Genomic DNA, 12,520 nt, shown 5'->3' on the forward strand with positions numbered 1-12,520 from the left:
TCGCGGCGTGACCTACCTAACATGAGGGAAATTCACGTTAGGTAGGTCGTCCGTGCGCACACCCCCCGCGCGATCCCCCTCCCCCGACCCTCCGCCCGGCGGTCGCTCCCCCGTCCCCGCCGCACTGGCCGAGCCCGTACGGCCGGTCCGCGCCCCCTGGGTCGCGGGGATCTGCCTGGCCAACCTCGGCATGTGGATGGGTTTCTTCGGCCCGCTCCAGGTCCTGCTCCCCGAACAGATCGGCCTCATCGCCCCCGATGCCAAGGAGGCCGCGCTCGCCTGGGTGACCGGGGTCGGCGCGGCCGTCGCCATGGCCGCGACCCCGCTGGCCGGGGCGCTGTCGGACCGCACCACCGGGCGCTTCGGGCGGCGCCGGCCATGGGTCCTCGCGGGCGCGGTGCTCGGCGCGGTCGGGCTGGCCGTGCTCGGACTGCGGGAGACGACGACGGGCGTGCTCGTCGGCTGGTCCTTCGTCCAGGGAGCGCTCGCGTGCCTGAACGCGACCCTGCTCGCCGCCGTCCCCGACCACGTGCCCGTGCGCCAGCGCGGCGCGGTCTCGGGCTGGATCGGCATCCCCCAGTCCGTCGGCGTGGTCGTGGCGGTGCTGCTGGTGACCACGGCGGTCAGCGGCACCGCGCCCGGCTACACCCTGATCGGCGTGCTCCTGCTGGTCTGCGCCCTGCCCTTCGCCCTCCTGGCCCCCGACCCCCCGCTCCCGCGCTCGGCCCGCCCGCCGTGGGGCGACCTCGTCCGGGGCATGTGGGTCTCGCCGCGCCGTCACCCCGACTTCGGCTGGGCCTGGCTGACCCGGTTCCTCATGCAGACCGGAAACGCCCTGTTCACGCTCTACCTGCTGTACTTCCTGCGCGACGGCGTGGGCTACGAGGAGCTCTTCCCCGGTTCCTCGGCGGCCGACGGGCTGCTGACGCTGATCGTCGTGTACACCGTGGCCGTCGTGGCCACGACCGTGCTGGCGGGACTGGTCTCGGACCGGATCGGCCGCCGCAGGGGCATGGTCGCGCTGTCCGGCGGCGTGATGGCGGTGCCCGCCTTCCTCCTCGCCGCGTTCCCCACATGGTCGATGAGCCTGGCGGGCGCCGTGGTGCTGGGGGTGGGGTTCGGGGTGTTCCTGGCCGTGGACAACGCCCTGGTCACCCAGGTCCTGCCGAGCGCCGACGGGCGGGCCAAGGACCTGGGCATCGTCAACATCGCCAGCGCCGGCCCCCAGGTGATCGCACCCGCGCTGGCGGGTCCGATCGTCGTGCACCTGGGCGGCTACCCGGTGCTGTACACCGTGTGCGGCGTGCTCACCGTGCTGGGCGCCGCACTCGTCTGGAAGATCCGAGGGGTCGCGTGACGCGGCCCCAGACCCGAGAGGACACCACCGTGCCGTCACCGTTCCTGTGGGGGGTCGCCTCCGCCGCGCTCCAGGTCGAGGGCGCCCTGACGGAGGACGGGCGCACCCCGTCGATCTGGGACGCCTTCCACCTGCGCCCCGGCGCCGTCCGCGACGGCCACGGCCCCGAGGTCGCGTGCGACCACTACCACCGGTGGGCCGAGGACGTCGAGCTGCTGGGGCGCCTGGGGGTGACCGCGTACCGGTTCTCGGTCTCGTGGCCGCGCGTGGTCCCCCACGGCCGGGGCCCGGCGAACAAGCACGGCCTGGCCTTCTACGACCGGCTGGCGGACGCCCTGCTGGAGCGGGGGATCGAGCCGGTGCCGACGCTGTTCCACTGGGACCTGCCGGTGGAGCTGGACGAGGCGGGCGGGTGGTCGTCCCGCGACACCGCCGAGGCGTTCGCCGCGTACGCCGCCGTCACCGCCGACGCGCTGGGCGACCGCGTGCGACGCTGGATCACGCTGAACGAGCCGGTCGTGCACACGGCCTACGGGCACGCGTTCGGGATCCACGCCCCGGGCAGGACCCTGGACGTGCCGGGCGTGCTGAAGGTCGCGCACCACCAGCTGCTGGCGCACGGGCTGGCGGCGCGGGAGCTGCGGTCGCGTGGTCTGGAGGTCCTGCTCACCAACAACTACTCCCCCGTCAGCCCCAAGGGCGACGGGGACGCGGCGGCGGCCGAGGCCTACGACGCCCTGCACAACCGGCTGTTCACCGACCCCGTACTCACCGGTGGCTACCCGGACCTGTCGGCCTTCGGGGCACGCGGGGTCCCGGGCGTGCGCGACGGGGACCTGGACCTGATCGCGGGCAGCGTGGACGGGCTCGGCGTGAACTACTACAACCCGACCCTGGTGGCCGCGCCCGCCGAGGGGGCGGGGCTGCCGTTCGACCTCGCCGAGATCACGGGGGTGCCGACGACCGCGTTCGGCTGGCCGGTGGTGCCGGAGGGGCTGGAGCGGCTGATCGACCTTCTGGGCGAGCGCTACGGGGCCGAGCTCCCGCCGCTGTACGTCACGGAGAACGGGTGTTCCCAGACCGACGCCGTCACGCCCGACGGGCGGGTGCCCGACCCCGAGCGGATCGCCTACCTGCGCGACCACATCGCCGCGGTGGACCGGGCCCGGGAGCGCGGCGCCGACGTGCGCGGGTACTTCGTATGGACGCTGACGGACAACTTCGAGTGGGCGGAGGGCTACCACCAGCGGTTCGGACTCGTCCACGTGGACCACGCGACCCAGCGGCGCCTGCCCAAGGACTCGTTCGACTGGTACCGCGATCTCATCGCCGAACGACGCTGACAATATTTTCGTGCGGTTTCCAATATGTTCGTATAGTCTGGTCGCATGGGAACGATCTTCGGGGCGGACGACCGCCCCTCCGACGACCTGACGGCCAGGGCCCGCATCAGGGACGCCGCGCTCGCGCAGTTCGCCGAGCACGGGACCAGGGGCGCGACGATGAAGGGCATCGCCGATGCGGCCGGGGTGTCCACCGGGCTGGTGCAGCACCACTTCGGCACCAAGGCGGGGCTGCGAGCGGCGTGCGACGAGGCGGTCGTCGGGCTCTTCCGGCGCGAGGTGACCCGGAGTTCGGCCGAGGGGACGCTCGGCGACCCCGGCGTCATGGCCGCGCTGCTCAACGCGACCCCGCTGGTGGCCCGCTACCTGGCGCGTGCCATCGCCGAGGGCGAACCCGCCATGGTCGCCGTGGTGGACCAACTGATGGACGGCGCGGAGGAGTTCCTCGGCCGGACCTGGCCCGACCGGTTCCCGCCGGGGTCGCGGCGAGCACGCGACGCGGCGGCGGTGATGGCGGCGATGCACGGCGGAACCCTCGTCATGCACGACCACCTCGCCCGGCGCATGGGGTCGGATCCCTTCGAGGGACGGGATCCGACGCGGGTCGGGCGAGCGATGCTCGACGTCTACGGGGCGATGGGCGAGTTCGTCGGTTCGGAGACCGGGACCGCCATTCGCGAGGCGCTGGACGCGTACGACGACGGGTCGGCCACCGAGGAGGAGCGGTCGTGAACGACGCTGGAGCGCCCACGGGGCGCCGCACCCTGGACCACCTCTCCCCTGTGGAGCGCACGTTGCTGGTCACGCTGATCGGTCGGGCCCAGGACGCCCGCCGTGCGGTGCCGTTCCTGGGGGACACACTGGCCGCGCAGGTCCTGGAGCGCGTCGAGTACGACCGCGAGCGCGTGCGGATCGGCGGCACCGTCGCCATGGCGGTCGCGATCCGCAGTGTGATCATCGACCGCGCGGTGCGGGAGTTCGTCGCCGAGCACCCGGACGCCGTGGTCGTCGAACTGGGATGCGGACTGGAGACGCGCCGGTACCGCGTCCAGCCGGGGCCGGGGGTGGACTGGTACGACGTCGACTTCCCCGGCGTCGTGGAGGTGCGGCGCGACCTGCTGCCCGACGAGGGCCGGGGCCGTGCGCATCTGGTCTCCGCCGACCTCACCCGGCACGGGTGGCTCGACGGGATTCCCGCCGACCGGCCGACCATTGTCGTGGCCGACGGATTGGTCGGTTTCCTCAGCCCCGCGCAGGCCGGGGCGTTGTTCCCCGCCCTCACCGGCCACTTCCGCCACGGGGAACTGGTGACCAACGCCTACACGCGGTTCGTCGCCCGGATGGTCGGGGCGTCGGGGTTCATGCGGGCGCTGGGGATCCCGAGGGACGCCAGGGGGTTCGGGTTCGACGACCCGCGCGACATGGAGCGGGTCGACCCGAGGCTGACCCTCGTCGAGGAGAGGTTCGGGACGCAGGAGCGGGACCAGGTCGCCAAGACGTCGTGGCCCGTGCGGTTGTTGGCGGCGCTGTTCAACCGGTGGAAGGGGCAGGCACGACGAGGCGCCTGGGTCGTGCGGTACCGGTTCTGAGGGCGTCGGGACGGGTCTCGCGGCGGGGGACGCCTCCGGTCGATGATCCGGAGGAGCGCCGGACCGCGTCCCTCGCCGGGCGGTCCGGCGCCCGGGTCTACTCGCTCCCGACGGCGTCGAGCGGTCCGCTGTCCGCGGCGGCGCCGTCGGCCTGGCGGGCCGGTTCCCACCACCACCAGTGCGACTCCGGCACCCAGGCGGGCACCTCCTCGCCGCTGAGCGAGCTGGCGTCGGCCGCCACCGCGACCAGGGCGTCGTCGATGCGCGGGATCGCCTCCAGGTCGACGGGGCGCAGGAACCGGTCCCACGGGACGAACTCGTCGCCGAGCATCTGCAGCATCGACCGCCGCCAGCAGGCGGGCCGGTACCCCTCGTGCCGACCGTTCTCGGCGGCGGTCTGGGTGCGCACGACGTACAGGCTGAGCCGGTCGGGGTTGTTCCCGGCGACCAGCAGCTCGGCCAGGGTCGCGTTGAAGTTGCGCCCCGCGGGGGAGCCGCGTTCGGCCTCCGTGGTGGCCCGGTACAGCTCGAAGAGCGCGGCGAACGCGGTGTCCATCAGGGCGTCCCGGTCCCTGCCCCGCGCCGAGCTCTCCGCGAACGCGTCCACCGCCTGCCTGGCCAGGCCGGGCAGGTCCCGGCCCGATTCCGCACTCACCGTCACACCGTCCGTCCGGTCTCGTCCGCGTCTGTCCCAGAGCCGGGCCGAGCCCGACCGATTCCGATCATAGACACCCGTGAGCGCGCGCATGTCGCGCGGAGCCGGGTGCTCACCCGTGGCTCGGGCCCAGGGCCTGGTCGAGCATCCGCGCCCACTGGCGCACGATCCCGCGCCGACGTGCGCTGTCGTCGCTGAGGAGGTTGGCCAGACCCAGCCCGCGCGCCAGGTCCAGGGTCGCCTGGACGGCCTCCCGCACCCCCGGCACCGACTCGTCCGCCCCCAGGAGCTCGACCGCCGCCCGGTGGATCTGGCGCCCCACGCGTTCCTCCATCGGGATCACGCGGTCACGCAGCGCGGGGTCGCTGGCCGCCCCGGTCCACAGCTGGAGCGCGGCGTGGAAGTCCTCGCCGCTGAAGGCGTCCACCACCATCTGGACGACCGCCTCCGTGCGCCCCGGCCCGTCGGGGACGCGGACGGCGCCGCTCCGCAGCTCCTCGCCGCGGCTGTCGACCATCCGGTCCAGTGCGGCCAGGAAGAGATCGTCACGGGTGGGGAAGTGGTGCTGGGCGGCCCCTCGGGACACTCCGGCCGCCTCGGCGACCGCGCCGACCGTCGCGCCCGCCACGCCGCGCTCCGCCAGGCAGCGCACGGCCGCGTCCAGCAGTCGGGCGCGGGTGGCCCTGCTGCGTTCCTGCCGCGGCTCCCGGTCGAGATCGGTGCCCACGTCGCGCCCCTCCACTGCGGTGTGCGCGCCGCGCCCCGGTCGGGGGACGGCGCGCACGCTCGGTCCGGTCAGTACGACTTGGGCAGGCCGAGGGACTGCTGGGCCACGTAGTTGAGCACCATCTCCCGGCTCACCGGGGCGATCCGGGCCAGGCGCGCGGCGAGGACGGCCCCGCCCAGGCCGTACTCGCTGGCCAGGCCGTTCCCACCGAGGGTCTGGACGGCCTGGTCGACCGACCGCACGCACGCCTCGGCGGCGGCGTACTTGGCCATGTTGGCCGCCTCGCCCGCCCCCGCGTCGTCGCCGGAATCGTAGCGGAGCGCGGCGTGCTGGGTCATCAACCGGGCCTGCTCCGTCTCGATCTTGACCTGCGCGAGCGGATGCGCCAGCCCCTGGTGGGCGCCGATGGGCATGTCCCGCCAGACCGTGCGCTCCTTGGCGTAGGCGACCGCCCTGCCCAGGGCGTGCAGGGCGCTCCCGGTGGCCAGCGACGCCGCCATGATCCGCTCGGGGTTGAGTCCGGCGAAGAGCTGGAGCAGGCCCGCCTCGGGGTCGCCGACCAGGGCGTCGCCGGGCAGCCGGACGTCGTCCATGAACAGCTGGAACTGGTGGTCGGGGCTGACCAGGTCCATCTCGATGGGCCGGGCCTCCAGGCCCGGGGCGCCGGCGGGCACGACGAACAGGGCCGCGCTCAGGCGGCCGGTCGCCTCGTCCTCGATCCGCCCGACGACCAGCACCGCGTCGGCCACGTCGACGCCGGAGATGAACGTCTTGCGCCCGTTGAGCACCCATCCGTCGCCCTCGCGGCGGGCGGTGGTGGCGATGCGGTGGGAGTTGGACCCGGCGTCGGGTTCGGTGATGGCGAAGGCCATGATCCTCTCGCCGGTGGCCAGCCCCGGCAGCCAGCGGTCGCGCTGCTCGGGGGTGCCGAAGCGGGACAGGACCGTGCCGCAGATGGCCGGGGAGACCACCATCATCAGCGTGGGGCATCCGGCGGCGCTGAGCTCCTCCAGGACGGCGGCGAGGTCGCCGATGCCGCCGCCTCCGCCCCCGTACTGCTCGGGGATGTTGACGCCGAGGTAGCCGAGGCCGCCCGCCTCCTCCCAGAGTTCGGTGAGGTAGGCGCCCTCGCGGGCGCGGGATCTGTAGTAGTCGGATCCGTACTTCCCGGCGAGCGCGGCGACGGCGGCGCGCAGTTCGCGGCGTTCGGAGGGTTCGTCGAAGGTCATGGCCACGGTCACGTGTGCGTCCCTTCCTGGTCCAGGTAGTCGAGTACGGCGAGGGGCGCCCCGGCGGGCACCCGCTGTCCCGTCGCGACCGGGAGCTCCCGGACGGCGCCGGCGGCGGGAGCGGTGACGCGGTGCTCCATCTTCATCGCTTCCATGCGCAGGAGGGTCTGGCCCGCCCGCACCTTCTCCCCCACGGCCACGTCCACGGCGGTGACCGTGCCCGGCATGGGCGCGGGAAGGGCGCCCGGGTCGACGCTGGCCTCGGGCTCGGGCAGGGGGTCGACGGGGGTCAGGGTGACCGACCCCAGGGGGGACTCGACGTGCACGTCGGGGTCCCCGTCGAACCGGTGGAGGGCGAACGGTCGGCGCAGGCCGTCGACCTCCAGCACCACGAGGTCAGCGGCGGCGGACAGGACGCGCACGCCGGGCTCGCCGGTCGCGTAGCGGCCTCGCTCCGTCCGGTAGGACGTGGTGATCGGGGTCCCGTCCTCCCCGGCGCGCACGTGCTGGCGGGTGTGGGGGGCGGGGGGGACGTTGCGCCAGTTGGCGGGGACGCCCGCGGGTACGGGTGCCGCGGCGCGGGCGGCCTCGGCCGCGGACAGGCTGGCGGCCAGTGCGGCCAAGCGGGCGGTGGCGGGGTCGGCGAGCGGCTGGGCGAGCGCGGTGAGGCGGTCGCCGTCCAGGTAGGCGGTGGTGAGGCGGGCCCGGCGGGCGGGGTCGGGGTGGTCGGCGTCGGCGAAGACGGGGTGGCGCAGGGCGCGGACGAGCAGGTCGCGGTTGGTGCCCACGCCGTGCACGCGGGCGGTGGCCAGGGCCGCGGACAGACGGCGCAGGGCGTCGCGGCGGTCGCGGCCGTAGGCGACGACCTTGGCGAGGAGGGGGTCGAAGTCGGCGCCGACGGTGTCGCCGGGCTCGACACCGCTGTCCATGCGCACGCCGGGCGCGGTGAGCGGGGTGAAGGCGGCGGTCGCGGCGGGCACGTCGAAGGCGCGCAGGGTGCCGGTCCGGGGCCGCCAGTCCCGACGCGGGTCCTCGGCGTACAGGCGGGCCTCGATCGCGTGGCCGCGCGGGGCGGGCGGCCCGGCGTCGGGCAGGGACGCGCCCTCGGCGACGCGGATCTGCCACTCGACCAGGTCGAGACCGGTCACGCACTCGGTGACGGGGTGTTCGACCTGCAGGCGGGTGTTCATCTCCAGGAAGACGGGGTCGCCGGGCCCGCCGTCGCTGACGGGGACGAGGAACTCGGCGGTTCCGGCACCGACGTAGCCGATCGCGCGTGCCATGGCGCGGGCGGCCTCGCGCAGTCGTGCGCGCAGGTCGTCGGGGAGACCGGGGGCGGGAGCCTCCTCGATGACCTTCTGGTGGCGGCGCTGGACCGAGCAGTCGCGTTCGCCCAGCGCCCACACGGTTCCGTGGGTGTCGGCGAGGATCTGCACCTCGACGTGGCGGCCGCGGTCGACGTAGGGCTCGCAGAACACGGTCGGGTCGCCGAACGCGGCGGCGGCCTCGGTGCGGGCGGAGTCGGCGGCGACGGGCAGGTCGGCGAGGGCGCGGACGACGCGCATGCCGCGGCCGCCTCCCCCCGCGGCGGCCTTGACCAGGACAGGCAGGTGGTCCTCGGTGACGTCGCCGGGGGTCAGGGCGGCGGCGACGGGTACCCCCGCCTCGCGCGCGATGTCCTTGGCGCGGGTCTTGGCGCCCATGGCGGCGATGGCCTCCGGCGGCGGGCCGACCCAGGTGAGTCCCGCGCCGACGACGGCGCGGGCGAGCTCGGCGCTCTCGGAGAGGAACCCGTACCCGGGGTGGACGGCGTCGGCTCCGGCGGTGAGCGCCGCGGCGACCAGCGCGCCGGGGTCGAGGTAGGCGGCGGCCGGTCCCGCGCCGTCGGGGACGGGCAGGCGGACCGCGGTGTCGGCCTCGGCCACGAACGCGGCGGCGGCCTCCCCGGGAGTGTCGGCGTGGACGGCGACGGTGGCGATGCCGAGGGCGCGGCAGGTGCGCAGAACCCGGCGGGCGATCTCGCCGCGGTTGGCGACCAGGAGGGTGGACACGGGAGCTGCGGGGACGGCCGGGGACGGCGGCGGTTCGGGGCGGTGCACGTCGGGTCTCTCCTTTCCTCGTCCGGGGTCACATGCGGAAGACACCGAAGCGGTCGGTGCCCCGGACGGGGGCGTTGTGCGCGAAGGACAGGCACAGTCCCAGGACGGTGCGGGTGTCGCGGGGGTCGATGACGCCGTCGTCGTAGACCCGGCCGGACAGGAAGAGGGGCAGCGACTCGGCCTCGATCTGGCGCTCGACCATCTCGCGCATCGCGGCGTCCCGGTCCTCGTCGTAGGGCTGGCCCTTCCCGGCGGCGGACTGGCGGGCGACGATCGACAGCACCTCGGCGAGCTGGCGCGGCCCCATGACGGCCGACCGCGCGCTGGGCCAGGCGAACAGGAACCGGGGGTCGTAGGCGCGGCCGCACATCCCGTAGTGCCCCGCGCCGTAGGAGGCGCCGATGAGCACGGAGAAGTGGGGCACCGTGCTGTTGGAGACGGCGTTGATCATCATCGAGCCGTGCTTGATGATGCCGCCCTGCTCGTACTCGCGGCCGACCATGTATCCGGTGGTGTTGTGCAGGAAGACCAGAGGGGTGTCGGCGCGGTTGGCGAGCTGGATGAACTGGGCGGCCTTCTGTGCTTCGGCGCTGAACAGGACGCCGTGGTCGTTGGCGAGGATCCCGACCGGATAGCCGTGCAGGGCGGCCCAGCCGGTGACCAGGCCGGAGCCGTAGGCGGGCTTGAACTCGTCGAACTCCGAGCCGTCGACGATCCGGGCGATGACCTCGCGGGGGTCGACGGGGACCTTGAGGTCGGGCGGCATGACGCCCAGCAGTTCCTCCGCCGGGTAGAGGGGCTCGGCGGCGGGCGCGGTCGGGGGCGGGCCCGGTTTGCGGCGGTTGAGGCGGGCGACGACGCGGCGGCCGATGCGCAGGGCGTCGCGCTCGTCCTCGGCGAGGTGGTCGGCGAGCCCGGAGACCTCGGCGTGCATGCGGGCGCCGCCCAGGGACTCGTCGTCGCTCTCCTCCCCGGTGGCCGCCTTGACCAGCGGCGGGCCGCCGAGGAAGACCTTCGACCGGTCGCGGACCATGACGACGTGGTCGCACATGCCCGGGATGTAGGCGCCTCCGGCGGTGGAGTTGCCGAAGACGAGGGCGATCGTGGGCACCCCGGCGGCGGACAGGCGGGTCAGGTCGCGGAAGGCGCGTCCGCCGGGGACGAAGATCTCCTTCTGCGTGGGCAGGTCGGCGCCGCCGGACTCGACGAGGTTGATCAGCGGCATGCGGTTGTGCTCGGCGATCTCGGCCGCTCGGGCGGACTTGCGCAGGGTCCAGGGGTTGCTGGACCCGCCGCGCACGGTGGGGTCGTTGGCCACGATGACGCACTCGGCGCCGGACACGACACCGACGCCCGTGACGACGCTGGCCCCGACGTGGAAGTCGCTGCCCCAGGCGGCCAGGGGCGAGAGTTCGAGGAAGGGACTGCCCTCGTCCAGGAGGAGTTCGATCCGTTCGCGGGCGAGCAGGCCGCCGCGCGCCCGGTGCCGTTCGACGTAGCGCCGACCGCCCCCGGCCACGGCCTCGGCGTGCTCGGCGCCGATCTCGTCGAGCGCGGCGAGCATCGAGCCGCGCGCCTCGGCGTAGGCGGACGAGCCGGTGTCCAACCGGGTGGGGAGCACCGAGGCCGGGCGCCGGCCGGGGGCGGCGGGTGGCGGGTGGGGGCTCACGGCCGCGCCACCTCCTCCAACAGCGCCTCGGGGATGGGCGCCCGCTGGGCCCGCAGCCACTCCCCCAGCCCCTTGGCCTGGGGGTCCAGGCCCTCGCGGCGCGCGGTGCCGGGGGCGAGCAGGCCCTCGATCCAGAAGTTGACCGCGCGCAGGTTCGGCAGCGGGTGGCGGGTGACGGTGAGGTCGGCGGTCTCGGGGAGCAGTCGGCGCAGGAGGTCGACGGTGAGGGTGTGGACGAGCCACCGCCAGCCCGCGTCGGTGCGCGCCCACACGCCGAGGTTGGCGTCGGCGCCCTTGTCGCCGCTGCGGGCGCCGACGAGCAGTCCGAGCGGCGCGGCGACGGCGGGGCCGACCGGCGGGGGGTCGGGCAGCGGGGGGTCGGGGAGGCCGGTGAGGGCGCGCGTGCGTCTGGGCGGCGGGATCGGCGCGGTGCCGCCGTCGGGGAGGATGACGGTGTGCTCCACCTCGGCGGCGGGGACCAGGGCGTGGGTGATGGCGACGCCGTCGGGGCGGGCGTCCCGGGGCGGCGAGGCAAGGTGGAACCCGGCGTAGCTGGCCAGGGCGAGCTCGACGGCGGTCGCGCCGAACGTGCGGCCGACGGCTGCGGGGTCGAGGTCGCGGGCCACGACGCGCAGGCGGGCGGTGGCGGCCTCCTGGACGGGGGCGTGCGGGTCGTGCGCGGGCGTGAACTCGAAGCGCAGGTCTCCGAGCCTGCGGGAGGCGAGGGCGGCGCGCATCTGGCGTTCGGCGACCGCGGCCTTGTCCTCGGCGTCCAGGCCGGTGATGAGGAACTCGACCTCGCCTCGGAAACCGGTGAGGCCGGTCAGTCCCACCTTGAGGTCGGGGGGCGGCGCCTCCCCGCGCACGCCGCTGATCCGGACGCGGTCGGGGCCCTCCTGGTCGAGGCGGACGGTGTCCAGGCGCGCGGTGACGTCGGGTCCGGCGTAGCGGGGTCCGGAGATCTCGTAGACGAGCTGGGCGGTGACGGTGCCGGTGGTGACGGCGCCGCCGGAGCCGGGGTGCTTGGTGACGACGGCGCTGCCGTCGGCGTGGATCTCGGCGAGGGGGAAGCCGGGGCGGTCGAGGTCGTGGCCGTCGCGGCGGAGGTCGGCGGCGAAGGCGTAGTTGCCGCCGGTGGCCTGGGCGCCGCACTCGATGACGTGTCCGGCGACGGTCGCACCGGCCAGGGCGTCGAGGTCGTCGCGGGTCCAGCCGTGGTGGGCGATGGCGGGGCCGACGGCGAGGGAGGCGTCGGTGACACGGCCGGTGACCACGATGTCGGCGCCCGCGTCCAGGCAGGCGGCGATGCCGAAGGCGCCGAGGTAGGCGTTGGCGGTGAGCGGGCTGCCCAGACCCAGCTCCTCGGCGCGGTGGAGGAGGTCGTCGCCGGTGACGACGGCGATGCGCGGCTCCAACCCGAGCCGGTCGGCGAGTTCGGTGAGCCGGTCGGCGAGACCGCGCGGATTGAGGCCGCCCGCGTTGGCGACCACCCGGATCCGGCGCTCCATGACCAGCGACAGGCACGTGCGCATCTGGCTCAGGAAGGTCCTGGCGTAGCCGCGCGCGGGGTCCGCGAGCTGGTCGCGGCCGAGGATCGCCATGGTCAGCTCGGCCAGGTAGTCCCCGGTGAGGACGTCCACGGGCCCGCCGGTGAGCATGTCGCGGACCGCGGAGAATCAGTCCCCGTAGAAACCGGAGGCGTTCCCGACGCGCAGCGGGGGCGCTGGTGTCGCAGTCATGGATCGAGGGTGACACCGGACACACAAAAAAACAAGCACGCATGATTGTTTTTCTCCGGATCATCCCGTTGCTCACCAGATGGCCGATAGTGGCCACGGAGTGTGCGTTACGG

General features: G+C 74.6%; 9 protein-coding genes and 1 pseudogene. 4 read left to right on the top strand and 6 right to left on the bottom strand.

What is annotated here, in order from left to right; genetic code table 11:
• Window positions 1–52 precede the first annotated feature (52 nt).
• From ACIBFB_RS16205 to ACIBFB_RS16220, 4 genes are read left to right on the top strand one after another with little or no spacing between them, the layout of a single operon-like run.
• On the top strand, window positions 53–1,357 hold the full coding sequence (locus ACIBFB_RS16205; RefSeq protein WP_397230769.1) for an MFS transporter: 1,305 nt from the start codon (window positions 53–55) through the stop codon (window positions 1,355–1,357).
• A gap of 29 nt (window positions 1,358–1,386) precedes the next feature.
• Entirely contained in the window at window positions 1,387–2,700 is a 1,314-nt protein-coding gene (locus tag ACIBFB_RS16210; protein ID WP_397230771.1) for a GH1 family beta-glucosidase, read from the top strand.
• Window positions 2,701–2,745: 45 nt separating this feature from the next.
• The gene (locus ACIBFB_RS16215) at window positions 2,746–3,432 is read left to right on the top strand and encodes a TetR/AcrR family transcriptional regulator (protein WP_397230773.1); all 687 of its coding nucleotides are present in this window, start codon (window positions 2,746–2,748) and stop codon (window positions 3,430–3,432) included.
• Window positions 3,429–4,289 (top strand): class I SAM-dependent methyltransferase, encoded by an 861-nt coding sequence (locus ACIBFB_RS16220; protein WP_397230775.1) that lies wholly within the window; start codon window positions 3,429–3,431, stop codon window positions 4,287–4,289. The genes ACIBFB_RS16215 and ACIBFB_RS16220 overlap by 4 nt, the downstream gene beginning before the upstream one ends.
• Window positions 4,290–4,386: 97 nt before the next feature.
• Here the strand turns inward: ACIBFB_RS16220 and ACIBFB_RS16225 are convergent, their stop codons facing one another.
• The 6 genes and pseudogenes from ACIBFB_RS16225 to ACIBFB_RS16250 all read right to left on the bottom strand — a co-directional run bounded on the left by ACIBFB_RS16225 (window position 4,387) and on the right by ACIBFB_RS16250 (window position 12,430).
• Window positions 4,387–4,950, bottom strand: coding sequence for a hypothetical protein (locus ACIBFB_RS16225; RefSeq protein ID WP_397230777.1), 564 nt, complete (start codon window positions 4,948–4,950; stop codon window positions 4,387–4,389).
• Window positions 4,951–5,056: 106 nt separating this feature from the next.
• Complete coding sequence (locus ACIBFB_RS16230) at window positions 5,057–5,671, bottom strand: TetR/AcrR family transcriptional regulator (RefSeq protein WP_397230779.1); 615 nt, start codon at window positions 5,669–5,671, stop codon at window positions 5,057–5,059.
• A 68-nt stretch (window positions 5,672–5,739) separates the two neighbouring features.
• Window positions 5,740–6,912, bottom strand: coding sequence for an acyl-CoA dehydrogenase family protein (locus tag ACIBFB_RS16235; protein ID WP_397230782.1), 1,173 nt, complete (start codon window positions 6,910–6,912; stop codon window positions 5,740–5,742).
• Entirely contained in the window at window positions 6,909–8,999 is a 2,091-nt protein-coding gene (locus ACIBFB_RS16240) for a biotin carboxylase N-terminal domain-containing protein (protein WP_397230784.1), read from the bottom strand. Before ACIBFB_RS16240 ends, ACIBFB_RS16235 begins: the two co-directional genes overlap by 4 nt.
• A 28-nt stretch (window positions 9,000–9,027) precedes the next feature.
• Window positions 9,028–10,563, bottom strand: coding sequence for an acyl-CoA carboxylase subunit beta (locus ACIBFB_RS16245; protein WP_397231121.1), 1,536 nt, complete (start codon window positions 10,561–10,563; stop codon window positions 9,028–9,030).
• A gap of 101 nt (window positions 10,564–10,664) precedes the next feature.
• Window positions 10,665–12,430, bottom strand: a pseudogene (locus ACIBFB_RS16250) (acyclic terpene utilization AtuA family protein).
• Window positions 12,431–12,520: the final 90 nt, after the last annotated feature.

The sequence above is a fragment of the Nocardiopsis sp. NPDC050513 genome, assembly GCF_044457925.1.
Classification (GTDB): Bacteria; Actinomycetota; Actinomycetes; order Streptosporangiales; family Streptosporangiaceae; genus Nocardiopsis.

What these genes read in the sequence shown, in the direction of transcription:
- ACIBFB_RS16215 (WP_397230773.1), top strand. Translation starts at nt 2,746, where the DNA reads ATGGGAACGATCTTCGGGGCGGACGACCGCCCCTCCGACGACCTGACG.
- ACIBFB_RS16245 (WP_397231121.1), bottom strand. Translation starts at nt 10,563, where the DNA reads ATGCTCGCCGCGCTCGACGAGATCGGCGCCGAGCACGCCGAGGCCGTG.